The following is an 18,548-nucleotide window of genomic DNA, read 5'->3' on the forward strand; positions in this document are numbered from 1 at the left end:
GTGTAAAGAATGAATTTGTTTAGAATTGTTTTTTGAAGAAAATTAGATTTTTTAACGTTTGCCGACCAGAAAGCCCTAGCGAGGTTTTTTCATTTTTTTTGACTATTAACAATGCTCCAGCGGAACATAATATTAATTTAGGTAAAAATTATAGTAAAGAAAAAGGCTCCAGCGGAGCATAATATTTATAGCTGAAAAAATATACCAAAAGAAAAAAGCTCCAGAGGAGCGACATATCACCCCTCTGGGGCTTTTAGGTAGGTGCTTAATATATTTTCTATAAATATTTCGTCCCGCTGGGACTTAGGAAATAATAATTTTAGTTATGAATTTTCCGAAAATATTTTACTGATTAAAGCTGCCGATTCTATCTTTAATGCATCTGCTATTGAAAAAAGTAAACTGATGGAAATATTTTGTTCTCCCTTTTCAATTCGTTGAATAGTCCGCACATCAACATTACATAATGTTGATAATTGTTCTTGCGTAATGCTTTCTTTTTGTCTGAGTTCCTTGATTAATATACCTAATCTAACAATTTCTAACTCGTATTTATTCTTTTCCACAAATCAAATCTATCAAACTGTGTTAAAAAACAACACGACATATATGTCGTATTAAAATTTAATATTATTTTTGCTTAAAAAAATCTTACAATGGAAGCGACTGAAATCAAAAATTTAGATCATCTAAAAAAACTAACCTCTTTATATTTTCATACTTTAAAACCAATAAATGATAAAACCGACTCAAACTTTGCTCAGATTAAATTTCAAAATTATTCTGAAATGGGTTATTTCATTTCCGACATGCTGAAAATGTGCATTTTGGCTTTAGATCAAAACGCTCATAATTTTTTAGAGAATAATAAAAAACAGTCTATAAATGTAAGTTTAATATTAGAAACTATATTGCAATTAATTCCTTTGGATGAATTTGAATTTTTAAGTGAGATTAATGAAATAATAATGAACGATTCAAACTGCATTAATTCATAAATAAAAACCCTTTTCTAGAATTTAGAAAAGGGGTTTTATAATTTATAAAGAAAATGTTTTACATCGATACAATAATAAACTCGCTTCGTCTATTTTGCATGTGCTGTTTTTCTGTACATTTTACTCCGTCTGCACATTTATTAACTAATTGCGTTTCTCCATAGCCTTTTGCACTTAATCGATCTTCGCTGATTCCTTTTTGAACTAACCAGTTTTTGGTTGATTGTGCCCTTTTTTCTGAAAGAATCTGATTGCTTTCTGAAGAAGAACGGCTATCAGTATGCGAACGAATATCAAGTCTCATATTTGGATAATCATTTAAAAGATTAACCACTTTCATTAATTGTGGCTCTGATGTCTTTTTAATAGTTGCTTTACCCAAATCAAAGAAATTCATAGGCAGGTTTAACAGTTTTGCAATGTCTACACCTACACGCATAGAACTCAATTTTACTGGACTAATTGCCACTTTTTTGATCGCTACCGTTTTTGCTGCAAGTGGTTTAAAGACTTTATTTAATGCAATCATTTCAGTAGTTTCTCCTTTTTCTTTAAGGATTGTTACTACAACTTCTTTGGCATTATAATCGTTTTTAGCAGTCCTAATGGTGTATTTTTTACCACATCTTAGATCAGGAAAAATGTAATTTCCTTTTTCATCTGTAGTGATTGTTCCAACTGGATCAAATTTTTCATTAAACAAAGTCAGAGAAGTATTAGACAATATTTCCTTTGTCTCTGCGTCTGTTACTGTTCCCGATAAATTTTGTTCGCAGATTAATCTTCTTGTTTCTGTAAATCTGTAAATATCATCCATCCCCAGTCCGTTTTCTCTGTTTGAAGAAAAATAACCGCTTCTGCTTTTACTGTCAATACTGAAGGCAAAATCGTCTTGTTTACTATTTACAGGTTCTCCAACATTTAAAACGTCATCATAAGTTCCGTTAGCTTTAATACGAGAAGCAAAAATGTCTAATCCACCTAAACCTGGACGTCCGTCTGTAGCAAAATACAATTCATTTTCTCCAGAAATAAAAGGAAAGGTTTCTCTTCCTTCTGTATTAATAGTTGGGCCTAAGTTTTCGGGTGTACCAAAAGTTCCATCATTATTAATTGCAACTTTATAAATATCAGATTGTCCTAAAGCTCCTGGCATATCTGATGCAAAATAAAGTGTTTTTTCGTCTACGCTTAAAGCGGGATGCGCCGTACTGTATTGATCGCTATTGAACGGAAGTTCTGCAACATTTTTCCATTCGTTATCGATCAATTCTGCTTTGTACAATTTTAATAGCGTTACATTTTTGTCGTTGCTTCTTCTTTTACCATCTGTAAAATTATTTCTAGTAAAATACATCGTTCGTCCATCTTTAGTAAAAATCGGACTCGACTCATTGAAATTATCTTTTTTCCTTTTTACTAAAAGTTCTGGTTTTCCAACGCTTCCGTCTGGAAGCAGATCTGCTGTGTATAATCTAGAGAAAGATCGGTTTGTCCATTGAAAATTAGCTTTAACAACTCCGCCTGTATCGCGTGCAGAAGTAAAAACGATTTTATTATTGTAAACAGCACTTCCGTAATCTGAATATCGAGAATTAACGCCAGCGTCGGCAATTTGGAATCGGCCTGAGTTTTCTTTTATATCTTCTAAATAATTCTTGTCACTTCTAATAAGATCTGCTCTCTTTTCTGCAGTTGCTTTTTGATTGAATTTCTGCAAAATCTCATCAGATCTACGATAATCTCCTCCCGATTTTAATGATTGTGCGTATCGATACAAATATTCAGCATCTTGGTTTTCGTTTATTATAAACAGTTGTTCATACCATTTTAAGGCTTTCTTTAATTCACCATTAAAATAGTATGAATTTGCCAAACGCTGAATTACACCTTCGTTGGTAGTTTCAGCATTTACTAAAGTCTCGTATACTTTTATGGCATCCGCGTAAGCGTACTCTTCGTATTTTTTATCTGCATATTTTATATTCATCGTAGTAAATGGATTTTGTGCATTTACATTTGAAAAAAAACAAAACAGTAAAATAATCAATATTAAATTTCTAGCTTTCATAGGTTGTATTAAAAGAATCTTGGGGATATCATTTTATTGTAATTATTAAAGAATTCGAATCTTAGGAAAACCTCATGAGATCCAGAATTGTATTTTCTTAATCGTGTCGTTTCATGATCGTAACCATAACCTATGTACATTCCTTTTGTAACTTGAAATCCTGCCATTGCACTAACAGATGCACTCCAACGATAAGCAAGTCCTAAAACGAATTTGTCATTAAACATAAAATTTCCTGAAACATCAACTTGCAAAGGAGCTCCTTCTACCATTTTGGTCATTAAAGCTGGCTTGAACTTTATGTACTCTAAATGATCTAGATTAAATACATAACCTGCAATTAAATAATAATTGATTTTTTCTTTGAAAATAGCTACATCGTCTGAGTCATAACGATTTGTTTCTATAAAATTAGGAACCGATAACCCGACATATGCTCTGTCTGAATGAAAATAAAGTCCCGCTCCAACATTGGGCGAAAATTTATTCTTAAGGTTCTGAAACTGGGGATCATCTTGATCTTCATAACTCAATTTATTGATATCGATGTTAAAAAGATTAGCTGTTCCTTTTATACCGAAAGACAAATTCCATGTATCTGAAGTTGGAATTGTATACGACAAATCTGCCGATAAAGTATTCTCTACAGTTGGTCCGATTTTATCATTTACCAAAGAAACTCCAAGTCCTAAATCACTATTATTCAAAGGTGTATTAACAGAAAATGTACTCGTTTCTGGCGCTCCATCTAATCCAATCCATTGTGTACGATATAAACCAAAAACGCTTAATGCTCCACGTGAGCCTGCATAGGCTGGATTGACTTCGATTGTGTTATACATGTATTGTGTATATTGCGCATCTTGCTGCGCATTTGACACAATCGAAAAAAACATAAAAACTAAAATTAATTTTTTCATTTATTAAGTTTTAGAACGGCCTAGGGTTAACTAAGCCGTAATCCATTTTATTTATTAAGGTATAAGTAACCAGATTCTTGGTGAGATTTCTGAGCACTATCTTTGTATTTTAAGATATAGAAATACGTTCCAACCGGAAGACCATCTGTTTGTTTGATTGTAGAACGTCCGTTAGAATATCCTTCAAAAACTCGGTCGTTATTATTGTACTGATCTATACTGAAAACCAAAACTCCCCAACGGTTATAAATTTCAACCGTATTATCTGGATAACATTCAATTCCTCTAATATAAAATCTTGCATTCTTGCTGTCTCCATTTGGAGAGAAAGCATTCATTACTTTAATAGAACATCCGTTTAGGTCTAAGACTGTTGGACTATCTCCGCTATTGCTTGCATCGTCTGACTGATCTTCAACTACAACTCCTCTTATACTGCTTCCTTTAACTGTTGCCTGATTACTCACACTGCCACGGTTAATATCTTCTTGAGTGATTTTGTAAACCGCTGTAAAATTAGTTTCGTTAGATTCGTTGACACCCAAATTAATTGATTGTCCAGAAACTACTACTCCTGGCAACGGATCGTTTATAGTGATTCCAACAAGTGGTACATTTCCTGTATTGGTTACAGTAAATTTGTACGTAATTGTTTCTCCTGCATTTGCAAAACCGCTCTTATTTTCGTCATTGAAAACTGCTGTTTTAATCACAGAAATAGCAGGCACTTCTACAAAAACATTTAATGTCGCAATAGAACAATTTGACGAATTTGCCTTTTCGCAAACCTGATAAGTCAACGGATAATTTCCTCCTGGCGTGTTTGGCTTAACATTTACCGTTCCGTCAGCATTCCATTCAAAATAGGGACTTTCTGTTAAAGGCTTAATTGTAACATCTGCAGGATTTATTGGTTTTCCGTTTATTAAATCATTTTCTAAAACATTTACAAATTCTAATGAACCATTAATTCCATCTGCACTAACATCATTATCATTATTTAAAGTAATTTGATTTTCTGTTGGCGGAGCTGGGTCTGCAACATTATCAACTGTAATTTTAATTACTGCTTGACTGCAATTTGATGTATTTGCAGCTTCACAGATCTGATAAGTCAATTCGTAAATTCCATCTGGCGTATTTGCAGCAATATTGACTGAACCATTTGCATTTAATGAGAAGTTTGGATTTACTACAGGTATTGATAAAATAACATCTGAAGGCTTAATTTGTGCTCCATTCAATAAGTCATTTTCAAAAATATTAACCGTAGCGTTTGCTCCTTTTTTCACATTTACAGGTCCCGTTTCATCATTATTTGCTTTTATTGAGAATGTTGGATGTGCATTACAATCTGGCGTAGCTGGTGGATAAGCAACAGAAACTGTAACCGTTGGATTTAATGAAAACTCAATTTTCACTCCATTTCTGGTAGCTTCAAATCCGTCGGCACCTTCTGACCATATTCCGTTATTTAAAATCCATCCTGGCCAATCTGTTCCATTTTTGTTGCTGTCAATCTCTGCTCCTGGCCATAAAATATCTCCGCTTAATGGCAGATTGGTTTGAGTTGCCACTACATTATTATTACTATCAATCCATTTTACTGTTAATAGATTATTTGTTGTGAAATTTTCTGGCGAAACAGAATAGTTAACATAAGGAACATTATTTGAACAATAACTATTTGCAGTTACTGCCATTTTTGGTTCTGTTACCGTAACTTTTACAACATTTGAATCACAGTTATTCGGATTTAATTTCTCGCATATTGTGTATGTCAATTCATATTCTCCTGCAGGTGCATTAGGAGCTAGTACAACATTTCCGTCTGCATCCACCGTTAAATATCCTTTTGGATCATCTTTAGTTACTTTAAGATCTACATCTGAAGGCACTAATTTATTTCCATCTTTAGTATCGTTCTCAAAAACATTGATTAGTTTCTGCGGAATGTTTACTCCAATTGCCGATGCCATAAGGTCTTCATTTGCTACAAGATTTCCCCCTGTAACTTTTACTACTGTAATTACCGAATCACAATTTAATGGATTTGTAATTTCACAGATTTTGTATTCGACTTTATAATCTGCTGCCGGCGTATTTGGCGCAACACTTATCGTGTAATCTGAATTCAGAGTCAATCCTGATGGAAGCGTTCCGATAATTTCAAATTTAACTTCTCCTGCTGCCGTTCCAACTGTGATTGGATTTCCGTTTAATTTATCGTTTGCAGTCAATGAAATTGTTTTTCCGCCAATGTTTCCGTTTATCGAAGCGATCACATCTTCAACTGCATCAATTACTGGCAATACTACTGTTACCTTCACAGTATTTGAACTGCAGTTGTCTAGATTTAATTTCTCGCAGATTTCATATGTCAGTTCATAATCTCCTGCTGGAGGATTTGCTCCCAAGATAATTTTTCCGTCTGCATCTACAGTCAGATATCCTTTCGGATCTGCCGCTGTAGTTTTCAGCGTAACATCTGAAGGATCTAATGGCTGCGCGTTTTTAGTGTCATTGTCATATATATTTTTCCCTAATGTCTGAGGAACATTCGATCCTAAAACTGATAGAATTTCATCAGCATTTGCCACAAGATTTCCTGCTGTTACCGGTACGGTAATAGTAACCGAGTCGCAGTTTAGTGGATTCGTGTTTTCGCAGATTTTATATTCTACTTTGTAATCTCCTTTTGGAGTATTCGGCGCAACAGTTATGGTGTAATCTGAATTCAGCGTCAATCCTGTTGGAAGCGTTCCGATAATTTCAAACTTAACTTCTCCTGCTGCCGTTCCAACTGTGATTGGATTTCCGTTTAATTTATCGTTTGCAGTTAATGAAATCGTTTTTCCGCCGATATTTCCGTTTATCGAAGCGATCACGTCTTCAACTGCATCAATTACTGGCAATCCAACTGTTACCTTCACAGTGTTTGAACTGCAGTTGTCCAGATTTAATTTCTCGCAGATTTCATACGTTAGCTCATAATCTCCTGCCGGAGGATTTGCGCCTAAAATAATTTTTCCGTCTGCATCTACAGTCAGATATCCTTTTGGATCTGCCGCTGTAGTTTTCAGCGTAACATCTGCTGGGTCTAATCGCTGTGCATTTTTAGTGTCATTGTCAAATACATTTTTTCCTAATGTCTGAGGAACATTCGATCCTAAAACTGATAGAATTTCATCAGCATTTGCCACAAGATTTCCTGCTGTAACTGGTACAGTTATAGTTACCGAGTCGCAGTTTGCAGGGACTGCACCTACTTCACATATTGTATATTCTACTTTATAATCTCCTTTTGGAGTTCCTGAAGCTACTGTAATAGTTCCATTTGTATTTAATGTCAATCCTGATGGTAAAGTGCCTACAATACTTATTGTAACTTCTCCTGAATTGATTCCAATTACTGCTTTTTCTCCATTTAGCGTATCGTTTCCTATTAGAGATACTGTTGTTCCGCCAATGTTTCCATTAATTGGAGTAATAATATCTAGTACTGCGTCAATTGTATTTTCAACTTTAACCTCTGCTGTAGCTGTCTTGCAGTTCGATGGATTAGCAGATTTCTCGCAGATTTCGTATGTAATGCTGTAGGTTCCGCTTGGCGTGTTGGCTGCCAGAGTAACGTCTCCGTTTGCATCAACGCTTAATGGTCCGTCGCTGTCAATTGTAACAACCGTGTTTGCAGACGTAACAGATGCTCCGTCTAAAGTGTCGTTTGATTTAACATTGCCAATAACTGCAGCTGTAGATCCAGAAGTGTTTGTTCCGAAGTCATCTTTAACCGCAATTAAACCATTTTCAACTTTAACTTCTGCAATCGCTGTCTTGCAGTTTGAAGGATTCGCATCTTTCTCGCAGATTTCGTATGTAATGCTGTACGTTCCGCTTGGCGTGTTTGCTGCCAGAGTAACGTCTCCGTTTGCATCAACGCTTAATGGTCCGTCGCTGTCAATTGCAATAACCGTGTTTGCAGATGTAACAGACGCTCCGTCTAAAGTGTCATTTGATTTAACATTTCCGACAATTGCAGCTGTAGATCCAGAAGTTTTTGTTCCAAAATCATCTTTAACTGCAATTAAACCATTTTCAACTTTAACCTCTGCTGTAGCTGTCTTGCAGTTTGATGGATTCGCACCCTTCTCGCAGATTTCGTATGTAATGCTGTAGCTTCCGCTTGGCGTGTTTGCCGCAAGAGTAACATCTCCATTTGCATCAACGCTCAATGCTACGTTGCTGTCAATTGTAACAACAGTATTTACAGACGTAACAGATGCTCCGTCTAAAGTGTCGTTTGATTTAACATTTCCGACAATTGCAGCTGTTGATCCAGAAGTTTTTGTTCCGAAATCATCTTTAACCGCAATTAAGCCATTTTCAACTTTAACCTCTGCTGTTGCTGTCTTGCAGTTTGAAGGATTTGCGTTTTTCTCGCAGATCTCGTATGTAATGCTGTAGCTTCCGCTTGGCGTTTTTGCTGCCAGAGTAACGTCTCCGTTTGCATCAACGCTTAATGGTCCGTCGCTGCCAATTGTAACAACCGTATTTGCAGACGTAACAGATGCTCCGTCTAAAGTGTCATTTGATTTAACATTGCCAATAACTGCAGCTGCTGATCCAGAAGTTTTTGTTCCGAAATCATCTTTAACGGCTACTAAATCATTTACAATTTCAACTTTAACTGTAGCTGTATTGCAATTTCCACTATTAGCAATTTCACAAATTGAATAATCAAAAGTATAAGTACCTGTTGGTGTATTCGGTTTTACTGAAAGAGCACCATTTGCAGTATTAAAAATTAACACTGAAGGTACAGTACCATTTACTGTAACATCAATATCTCCTCTATTTACTTTATTACAATTTAAAACATCATTATCAAAAACATTAGTAATAACAACTCCTCCAGCTACTCCATTTGATGAAGAAACACTATCATCATTTGCTGTAATTTCACCAATTACGTTAACGATTTGCGTGCAAGTCTCTGTATTTCCTCCTGCATCTGTTGCTGTCCATGTCACCGTTGTGTTTCCGATTGGAAAACTTGAAGGTGCATCATTTGTCACTGTTACAGTTCCAGAGCAATTATCCGATACTGTCGGAGCACCTAAAGCAACTCCAGTTGCAGTGCATGAATTCGCATCTGCTGAAACTGAAACTCCCAACGGACAAGTGATTGACGGCTTCTGGGTATCTTTAATAATAACTTTTTGAGTCGCAGTTTCTACGTTTCCATTTTCGTCGCTAAAACTCCAGTTAATGGTATAAGTTCCCTGAGCATTATATGTCAAAGGATCTGTTGTTGTTCCCGTAACTGTTCCTTTGCAATTATCAGTTGTTGTCGGAGCCGTTACTGTCACCGAACATTCTGCTGTAATATCTGCTAAAACAGGTTTTACAGGTTTCTGAGTGTCTTTAATAATTACTTTTTGAGTCGCAGTTTCTACGTTTCCGTTTCCATCGCTAAAACTCCAATTAATCGTATAAGTTCCCTGAGCATTATATGTCAATGGATCTGTTGTTGTTCCCGTAACTGTTCCTTTGCAATTATCAGTTGTTGTCGGAGCAGTTGCAGTTGCTGAACATTCTCCTGTAATATCCGCCAATGTTGGCTTTACAGGTTTCTGAGTGTCTTTAATGATTACTTTTTGAGTCGCCGTTTCTACGTTTCCGTTCCCGTCGCTAAAACTCCAGTTGATCGTATAAGTTCCCTGAGCATTATATGTCAATGGATCTGCTGTTGTTCCAGTCACTGTTCCTGCACAGTTGTCTGTGGTTGTCGGAACAGTTGCTGTTGCAGAACATTCTCCTGTAATATCTGCCAATGTTGGTTTTACAGGTTTTTCTGTATCACTAACTTTTACTGTAGAAGCAGCAGAAGTCTGTTCGCAACCTGTTACTGTATTTTTAACTTTCACTTTATAATCTCCATCTGAATTTACCACTAATGAAGATGATGTTTCATCAGAAATCACGACATTATTTTTATACCAAACATAATTAGGTGAACTCGCGTTTGTTGTTGTGGTCAAAGTAGTTGTTAAGCAAGCTGTTAACGTACCTCCAATTGAAATAGTTGGATTAGGATTAGTTGTTATGTTAACTACATTACTCTTTGAAGTACAGCTCGATGCATTGGTAGCAATCACATAATATCCATTTGCTGCAGACAGATTGGTCCATTCTAATGCAGACCCATTTCCAGCTTTTGCTGATTGAATCGCTGTATTACTAGAATCATATAATTGATAATTAACTCCGCTCACCGAAGTTGAGGAAGAAATTGTACCATTTCCTCCTGGCGAAACACAAATTGTACTTCCAGTTAACGATAAAGCAACTGGTAATGAATTTACCGTTACCGTTGTGCCTGCAGAAACTGCACTTGTGCAGTTTCCGTTATTGGTTGTAACTGTATATGAACCGCTCGCTGTTGCACTGTAGGTTTTACTCGTTGCACTTGGAATCGCAACTCCATCTTTATACCACTGGTTTCCAGATCCTGCAGATGATGTTAGTACAACACTGCCTCCTGAACAGAATGTTGTCCCTGTTGCAGCAACAGAAATTGTTGGCGTCGCAGGCACAGAATTTACTGTTACTGTAGCACTAACTGTTAATGCTCGACTACAGGTTCCATTACTTACATTAGTTAAATTTAAGGTGCCATTTGAAGTTACATTTGATACTGTAACTGTAGCTTTTCCATCAGATCCTATTGTAGCCGTTCCAGAAGCCGCTCCTGTATAAGTAACAACATTTCCCGATGTTCCTGATATTGTAAAAACAGCATTTGATCCAGAGCAGACTGGACTATTTGTACCGAGGGTAGCTGCAACTGGTAAAGCATTTGGTGTTATTGAAGCTGTAGCAGTATTATTGCCCGTAGGATCATCCACATTAGATGATGTAATAGTCGCAGTATTAGAATAAGTTCCTGTATCTTTAACCGTAGCAGTTATTGTCAATACAGCACTTGCGCCACTATCTAAACTAGAAATCGTCCATATCCCAGTAGAGTTATCATAAGAAGTTCCTGTTGGGGCTGTAGAAGAAACATATGTATATCCTGAAGGCAATTTGTCTGTTACCGAAACACCTTCCGCATTGGAAGGTCCTAAATTTTTAGCAGTTAATGTGAAAACAACATTTGATCCTACACATTGACGAGAAACATTAACTGTATTTTCTACAGCAACATCACTACAAAGTGTAACCGCAATAGGAGTTGATTGTGAACTAACACCACAAGATAATGTTGATGTTACTGTGTATGAGCCTGTCTTGGTAACTGTTATAGTATTTGAAGCTTCTCCTGGAATAACTGTTCCATTATAACGCCATACATATGGTGCAAAGTTGGCATCTGTGGTTAATGTTGCTGATTGTTTTAAACAACTACTTCCGCCAATATAAGTTTCTTTAGGAGCTGATGGCTGTTGTGCAAAATTTGAAAAAAATGCAGCCATCGAATAACCGTTACCTTGTTGCGCTATAGAAACCGTAAGTTTTGAATCACTACTAAGAGAAATTGTATTAGGATTTCCTATTTTATCTCTATTAAAATCAATTATATACCAACCTGTAGTCCCTAATTGACGTCTACTAGTCTTCATAGTTTCTTCTAGATTCGCAGAATTTAGCATCACCAAATCTGTAGCACTTCTTAATAATACATAACCAAAATAATCTAATGATTCTCTATTATATCCTTTAAAAGTCGAAGTTTCAATAAAATTAGATCCCCCACAAGCCGAAACTGGTGCAATTGTCGAAATATCAACCTCGCAACCATCAGCTGTACCAGAATAAACCGCAACATTATTAGTTGCAGAAATTCTTGATGATGTAAGTGCCGTGCCCGAAACACCATTTTTAAAAGTGTAAAACTGTCCCGCATTTAATGGCGAAGTAACTACTGGTGAACCTACCACACTCCCATTAGTTCCATAAGTGGTTATTGTCAGTACTGTATTATCTTTCGTCACTACAACTGTAGTTTGCTCCGCAGTGTCATTGCCTTTCCCTCTTTCAAGGAAATATTCTGTACCTAAAACAGATATTGGAGGTAATTGATCAAAAGTTCCATCCCCGCATGCAACTGGAGTGTCTATTCGCACTCCTGTATTCATTACAACGCGCCCTGATGTTTCCACTAAAGAGCCAATTGCAGCATTAAATAAATAACTTTGCCCTGCTCCTAATGTTGTTACTACACTTCCATTTACTTTTACTTGTGTGTTATTATTAATTGCCATAACACTATAGAAAGGTCGATCTTTATCACTTGATCCAACATTACGATAATATCCAACTCTAAATTCCACACCAATACCAGCATCCCCAAAACTAGTTAATGAAGCATTTCCTTTTATATAGTTATCTCCACCATCTCCTATGGCATCAGACGCAATATTTCTTAAATTTACAGAAACAGCCCCCCCTGTACTGGTAACTATTATCCCTCTATCATTATAGATTGTACCTGCTACATTATAACCTAAAGCAGCACTATTTGGATTTCCCACAAATCTATAAACAGCAGGACTTCCCTTTACTGTCGTTAGAGCACCTGCAGCTGTACCATCAGGTTTTGTGAAAGCCACAGCACTTCCATCACTTTTTGTTATAGTAAAGGTTACAGGAGCAGCAGAATTAGTCGCAATTATAATTTCATTTGCATTACTAAAATACTGCCAAGGTGCTGGTGCTATGTAATGTTTAGTAAAAAACTGAGCAGAAGCATGATAACTTGTTAATAGAAAGAATAAAATCAAAAGAATTAGCCTGTAAAATCCAGACTTACAAAAAGTAGAGTTACGCATAGACAACTTGAGTTTGTGGAACAGAAATTTCGGATACTAAAAAACAGATGATTGTTTTTAGCATATTGATGAGATACGAGAAAAAATATAAAATGGATTTAAAAAAACTTAGAACAGCTTTTTCAAGATATACATATAAAAAAGACATTATGCAGACCATTGTCATATAGTAATTTAAGACTATAAAAGTCTCACTGGTTTTAAATTAAGTAGATTTGGAAAGTGCGAAAGTATATCGAGGAATGAAATCAATCAACATTATTCCGACAAAGTGCACATAAAGTCGTTAAACAACATTTTTTAACAATTGTTCATCTATTGAAAATCTAATTTCTATAAATATTTGATAATAAAACAGCGGAATTTTCTTAAATAATTGAAGAGATATTCAATTCCTACAGAATTTATTGATAAATAGGCAAAAAAACGTAGGAAAAAAAATAGTACAAAGGAGAAAGAGCCTTTTAAAATAAAAAACTGATAATCAAAAAGATAAAATAACAATCCACATTTAGTTGTTACTGTAAAAATTTAATATTACGTTTTAAACCATCAAATTTGGTTCTTTTAATAGGAGAGTTTTTAAAAACTAGCTTAAAGGTTTCTTCTGTAATCTCTATCCAGTCTTTTTTAGCAAAGGAAAGCAACTCTGGATTAGGATTAAATAAAGGTTCTGAATGGGGTTTGGAAAATCGGTTCCATGGACAAACATCTTGACAGGTATCACAGCCAAACATCCATTCATCAAATTTCCCCTTCATTTCTTCAGGAAGATTTTCTTTTAATTCGATGGTGTAATAAGAAATACATTTACTTCCATCTACAATATAAGGTGCTACAATTGCCTGTGTGGGACAGGCATCTATACAAGCCGTACAAGAACCACAGTGGTCTGTGACTGCATAATCATATTCTAATTCTAAATCAATAATAAGTTCAGCAATGAAGTAAAAAGAACCAACTTTTTGAGTAATCAGGTTACTGTTTTTTCCAATCCAGCCCAACCCACTTTTGGCAGCCCACGCTTTATCTAAAACAGGTGCCGAATCGACAAAAGCTCGTCCTGACACTTCTCCAATATTTTCTTGGATTGAGTGTAAAAACTCCTTTAACTTATCCTTTATTACAAAATGATAATCTTGTCCGTAAGCATATTTAGAAATCTTAAAACTTTCATCGTTTTGCTTAGAATCTGGGTAATAATTAAGCAAAAGCGACACAACACTTTTTCCATTATCAACCAACAAAGTTGGATCGAGACGCTTATCAAAATGGTTTTCCATATAAGCCATTTGACCGTTTCGATTGTTCTTTAACCAATTTTCAAGTCGAGGAGCTTCCTGTTCTAAAAAACCAGCCTTAGAAATTCCACAAGAAATAAACCCAAGTCTTTTGGCTTCTTCTTTTATAAATTTTGAATATATTTCTTTAGAATTGATACTCATCGTTTAGAAAATGAAACTTCAACGTTAATAGGTTTTAAAGTAATTAATGGGTTAAACTGAACGATATCATTGTCGGCTTTAATAGTATATTTTTTAACAATCTGAGATATCGTTAAACACATTTCATAAATGGCAAATCCAGTTCCGATACACATTCTCGGACCAGCTCCAAAAGGATAAAAATATTGCATTGATACCTTTTTTTGTTCTCCAAGAAATCGTTCTGGAATGAATTCATTAGGATTATTCCAATATTTTGGATTACGGTGCAATTCGTAAAAAGAAACTCCAATTAAAGTGTCTTTTTTAATTTTAAATTCAGCCAAAGCATCGTCCTCAAGATTTTGTCTGTCAGTAATCCAAGCTGGCGGATATAAACGCATAGACTCGTTCAAAACGGCATTCGTATAGACCATTTTTTGAAGCTGTTCGATACTATTGCTTGTTTGCGATTCAACCTCAATGATTTCCTTAAAAACCTTTTGTTGGACTTCCGGATTTCTTCCTAAAAGATAAAGTGTAAAAGTTAATGCGTTTGCCGTAGTTTCATGTCCCGCAATAAAAAGAACTTTAATTTCATCAATCAATTGTTCAATAGACATGCTTTCTCCCGTATCTTCATATCTGGTTTCTAGAAGCATGTTCAATAAATCATTAATTTCCTCATTCGAAGCTTTTCTTTCCTCGATGATTTCCTTAATAATAGCATTATTTTCCTCCGCTAACTTAAGATGTTTCTTGACCTGGCCACTCACTGAAAACCACCAAGCTTTATGCGGAAGTCTGATTTCCTTAATCAAGAAGTTTTGCACTTCTTCTATAATAAATTTAATGCGATGAAATTTATCCTCAGCATTTGAAAGCTGAAATAAAGATTTTGCGACAACATTAAACGCAAGATTACTCATAACCGGAAAAAGATCTATTGGTCTTTCTTCAACTAAATTATTTACTTCTGAAGCAATAGTCCCATTCATATTATCAACCAGCTGATTCATTTTTTGTTTATGAAAAGCCGGCTGAATAAGTCGTCTCTGTTTTAACCAAAAATCACCATCACTAGTTAAAAGTCCCTTTCCTAAATATTTGGAAAGATAAACCGATTGAAATTTAGATTTATTATAATTCTTTTGATTCTTAACTAAAATATGCTGTGCAATTTCATTATCTCGCGACAAGATTATATACTTAGAAAAGCCAATTCGTATAGAAAAAGAATCTCCGAATTTCTCAAAATATCTTTTATGAAAGGGAATCGGATTTCTACGAACACCTTCAGCATCCTTGAAAAATCTAAGTAAAGATAGTTTCTGAGGATAATTATATTTAAACTTGTCGGACATACAATTAAAACAAACCTCCTTGTATATTTGTGTTTATTTTCCCAAGATGCTTATATGCTTTATCTGTAACTTCTCTGCCTCGAGGCGTTCGCATGATAAATCCTTCCTGAATTAAGAAAGGCTCGTAAACTTCTTCTATAGTTTCACTGCTTTCACTAACAGCTGTAGCCAAAGTTGAAAGCCCTACTGGACCACCTTTAAATTTATTGATAATAGTTAATAATATTTTATTGTCCATTTCATCTAGACCATGAGCATCTACATTTAAGGCTTTTAAAGCATATCTTGAAATTTCGATATCAATTCTACCATTTCCTTTAATTTGAGCAAAATCACGAACACGTCTTAATAATGCATTTGCAATACGAGGAGTTCCGCGGCTTCTTCCAGCAATTTCAATTGCTGCTTCCAAATCAATAGGCATTTTTAGAATAGAGGCACTTCTTTCAACAATTGTTGTCAAAAGTTCTGTAGTATAATATTGCAAACGCGAAGATATTCCAAAACGCGCACGCATTGGAGCCGTTAATAATCCAGATCTCGTTGTTGCTCCGATTAAAGTAAAGGGATTCAGATTGATTTGCACTGTTCTAGCATTTGGTCCCGATTCAATCATAATATCAATCTTGAAATCTTCCATTGCAGAATACAGGTATTCTTCAACAACTGGACTTAATCGATGAATTTCATCAATAAATAAAACATCTCTTTCGTCTAAATTCGTTAGCAAACCAGCCAAGTCTCCAGGTTTATCCAAAACTGGTCCTGAAGTAATTTTGATACCAACTTGCAGTTCGTTAGCCAATATATTTGCCAAAGTAGTTTTTCCTAAACCAGGAGGTCCATGAAAAAGCGCATGATCAAGCGCTTCACCACGCTGATTAGCAGCGGCAACAAAGACTTTCAAATTTTCCAAAACTTGATCTTGTCCGGCAAAATCATCAAATGACAGCGGACGCAATCTTTTTTCAAGATCTAACTCTTCTGAGTTATATCCTTTAGTAGTAGGATCTAGATTTTCATTCATCCCACAAAGATATACAAAGTAATCAGTTTGTAAAATAGCAATACTGAACGATTAAAACTTTAACTAAACAAAAAAGGCTGTCATTTCTGACAGCCTTTGATTATTTTTAGTGGTGTAAAACTTCTTCACCTTCTTTCATTGGTACATTTTGAGGAACAAAATCTACATCATGATTAGGGTTACTGTAGTCATACGGCCAACGATATACGTGAGGAATTTCTCCTGGCCAGTTTCCGTGGATATGTTCAACTGGAGTAGTCCACTCTAAAGTTGTAGATTTCCATGGGTTTTGAACCGCTTTCTTACCGTAGAAAATACTGCTAAAGAAGTTGTATAAGAATACTAACTGGAATGCACCTCCTACAAGAGCAAATGTTGTAATTAAAACATTCACATTTTGTAAATCATCAAATAATGGGAAGTTAGTATTTGTATAGTAACGTCTTGGTAAACCAGCTAATCCGATAAAGTGCATTGGGAAGAAAACTCCATAAGCACAAACAGCAGTAATCCAGAAGTGAATATAACCTAAGTTTTTGTTTAACATTCTTCCGTACATTTTAGGGAACCAGTGGTAAATACCAGCAAACATTCCGTAAAGTGCAGAGATACCCATTACTAAGTGAAAGTGAGCAATTACGAAGTAAGTATCGTGAACGTTAATATCTAAAGTACTATCTCCTAAAATGATTCCTGTTAAACCTCCAGTGATGAAAGTAGAAACCATTCCAATAGAGAATAACATTGCAGGGTTAAATTGTAAGTTACCTTTCCATAAAGTTGTAATCCAGTTAAATGCTTTTACAGCAGAAGGAATTGCAATCAATAAAGTTGTAAAGGTAAATACAGATCCTAAGAAAGGATTCATACCTGAAATAAACATGTGGTGACCCCAAACAATTGTAGATAAGAATGCAATTGCAAGAACTGACATAATCATCGCTCTGTATCCAAAAATTGGTTTACGAGAATTTGTAGCCATAATTTCAGAAACAAGACCCATCGCTGGTAAGATTACGATGTAAACCTCAGGGTGACCTAAGAACCAGAATAAGTGCTCAAACAATACTGGAGAACCTCCTTGGTAATGTAAAACCTCTCCTGCAATATAGATATCAGACAAGAAGAATGAAGTACCAAAACTTCTATCGAAAATCAATAATAAAGCAGCAGACAATAATACTGGGAATGAAATAACACCAATAATAGCTGTTACGAAAAATGTCCAGATTGTAAGAGGAAGTCTAGTCATAGACATTCCTTTAGTTCTTAAGTTAAGTACAGTAACAATGTAATTTAAAGATCCCATCAAAGAAGATGCGATGAAAATAGCCATAGATACTAACCATAATGTCATACCTGTTCCTGATCCTGGAATTGCTTGTGGCAATGCACTCAAAGGTGGATAAATTGTCCATCCTGCAGATGCTGGACCAGCTTCAACAAATAAAGAACATAACATTACAACAGCTGATAAGAAAAACAACCAGTATGAAATCATATTCATAAATCCAGATGCCATATCTCTTGCTCCAATTTGAAGTGGAATAAGTAAATTACTAAAAGTTCCACTTAAACCAGCCGTCAGTACAAAGAATACCATGATGGTACCGTGAATTGTCACTAAAGCTAAATAAATATCATTTGCCATTACACCATCAGGTGCAAATTTATCTCCTAATAAAACATTAAATATCTTAAAAGACTCTTCTGGCCACGCCAATTGCATTCTAAAAAGCAAGGACATTGCAATACCAATGATTCCCATAATAATACCAGTAATCAAGTATTGTTTAGCAATCATTTTGTGATCAATACTAAAAATATATTTAGTAATGAACGTGTCTTTATGATGATGTTCGTGCTCGTGATCGTGTCCGTGATCGTGATCGTGCGCTTCTGCTGACATA

9 protein-coding genes are annotated in these 18,548 nt (G+C 35.3%); 1 reads left to right on the plus strand and 8 read right to left on the minus strand.

The window, feature by feature from the left end:
- Nucleotides 1-323: 323 nt before the first annotated feature.
- Nucleotides 324-566, minus strand: coding sequence for a helix-turn-helix domain-containing protein (locus tag BSF41_RS02340; RefSeq protein WP_095927919.1), 243 nt, complete (start codon nucleotides 564-566; stop codon nucleotides 324-326).
- Between the two features lie 90 nt (nucleotides 567-656).
- Between BSF41_RS02340 and BSF41_RS02345 the strand changes: the two genes are divergently transcribed.
- Entirely contained in the window at nucleotides 657-998 is a 342-nt protein-coding gene (locus BSF41_RS02345) for a hypothetical protein (protein ID WP_095927920.1), read from the plus strand.
- Between the two features lie 58 nt (nucleotides 999-1,056).
- Here BSF41_RS02345 and BSF41_RS02350 read toward each other — a convergent pair whose 3' ends face one another.
- From BSF41_RS02350 to BSF41_RS02380, 7 genes are all read right to left on the minus strand, one after another.
- Nucleotides 1,057-3,069, minus strand: coding sequence for an OmpA family protein (locus tag BSF41_RS02350; RefSeq protein ID WP_095927921.1), 2,013 nt, complete (start codon nucleotides 3,067-3,069; stop codon nucleotides 1,057-1,059).
- An 8-nt stretch (nucleotides 3,070-3,077) separates the two neighbouring features.
- Nucleotides 3,078-3,989, minus strand: a complete 912-nt coding sequence (locus BSF41_RS02355) for a type IX secretion system membrane protein PorP/SprF (RefSeq protein WP_095927922.1) — start codon at nucleotides 3,987-3,989, stop codon at nucleotides 3,078-3,080.
- 47 nt (nucleotides 3,990-4,036) lie between these two features.
- Complete coding sequence (locus tag BSF41_RS02360; RefSeq protein WP_095927923.1) at nucleotides 4,037-12,823, minus strand: gliding motility-associated C-terminal domain-containing protein; 8,787 nt, start codon at nucleotides 12,821-12,823, stop codon at nucleotides 4,037-4,039.
- Nucleotides 12,824-13,341: 518 nt separating this feature from the next.
- On the minus strand, nucleotides 13,342-14,268 hold the full coding sequence (queG, locus tag BSF41_RS02365) for a tRNA epoxyqueuosine(34) reductase QueG (protein ID WP_095927924.1): 927 nt from the start codon (nucleotides 14,266-14,268) through the stop codon (nucleotides 13,342-13,344).
- Nucleotides 14,265-15,611 carry a cytochrome P450 gene (locus BSF41_RS02370; RefSeq protein ID WP_095927925.1) on the minus strand — a complete coding sequence of 449 codons (1,347 nt, stop codon included), beginning with the start codon at nucleotides 15,609-15,611 and terminating at the stop codon, nucleotides 14,265-14,267. Before BSF41_RS02370 ends, queG begins: the two co-directional genes overlap by 4 nt.
- Before the next feature lie 4 nt (nucleotides 15,612-15,615).
- Nucleotides 15,616-16,638 carry a Holliday junction branch migration DNA helicase RuvB gene (gene ruvB / locus BSF41_RS02375; RefSeq protein WP_095927926.1) on the minus strand — a complete coding sequence of 341 codons (1,023 nt, stop codon included), beginning with the start codon at nucleotides 16,636-16,638 and terminating at the stop codon, nucleotides 15,616-15,618.
- A 106-nt stretch (nucleotides 16,639-16,744) separates the two neighbouring features.
- Nucleotides 16,745-18,547 (minus strand): cbb3-type cytochrome c oxidase subunit I, encoded by a 1,803-nt coding sequence (locus BSF41_RS02380; RefSeq protein WP_095927927.1) that lies wholly within the window; start codon nucleotides 18,545-18,547, stop codon nucleotides 16,745-16,747.
- Nucleotide 18,548: the final 1 nt, after the last annotated feature.

Origin of the sequence: Flavobacterium sp. ACN2 (genome assembly GCF_002303885.1) — a bacterium.
Taxonomy (GTDB): domain Bacteria; phylum Bacteroidota; class Bacteroidia; order Flavobacteriales; family Flavobacteriaceae; genus Flavobacterium.

What these genes read in the sequence shown, in the direction of transcription:
- BSF41_RS02345 (WP_095927920.1), top strand. Translation starts at nt 657, where the DNA reads ATGGAAGCGACTGAAATCAAAAATTTAGATCATCTAAAAAAACTAACC.
- BSF41_RS02350 (WP_095927921.1), bottom strand. Translation starts at nt 3,069, where the DNA reads ATGAAAGCTAGAAATTTAATATTGATTATTTTACTGTTTTGTTTTTTT.
- BSF41_RS02355 (WP_095927922.1), bottom strand. Translation starts at nt 3,989, where the DNA reads ATGAAAAAATTAATTTTAGTTTTTATGTTTTTTTCGATTGTGTCAAAT.
- BSF41_RS02360 (WP_095927923.1), bottom strand. Translation starts at nt 12,823, where the DNA reads ATGCGTAACTCTACTTTTTGTAAGTCTGGATTTTACAGGCTAATTCTT.
- queG (WP_095927924.1), bottom strand. Translation starts at nt 14,268, where the DNA reads ATGAGTATCAATTCTAAAGAAATATATTCAAAATTTATAAAAGAAGAA.
- BSF41_RS02370 (WP_095927925.1), bottom strand. Translation starts at nt 15,611, where the DNA reads ATGTCCGACAAGTTTAAATATAATTATCCTCAGAAACTATCTTTACTT.
- ruvB (WP_095927926.1), bottom strand. Translation starts at nt 16,638, where the DNA reads ATGAATGAAAATCTAGATCCTACTACTAAAGGATATAACTCAGAAGAG.
- BSF41_RS02380 (WP_095927927.1), bottom strand. Translation starts at nt 18,547, where the DNA reads ATGTCAGCAGAAGCGCACGATCACGATCACGGACACGATCACGAGCAC.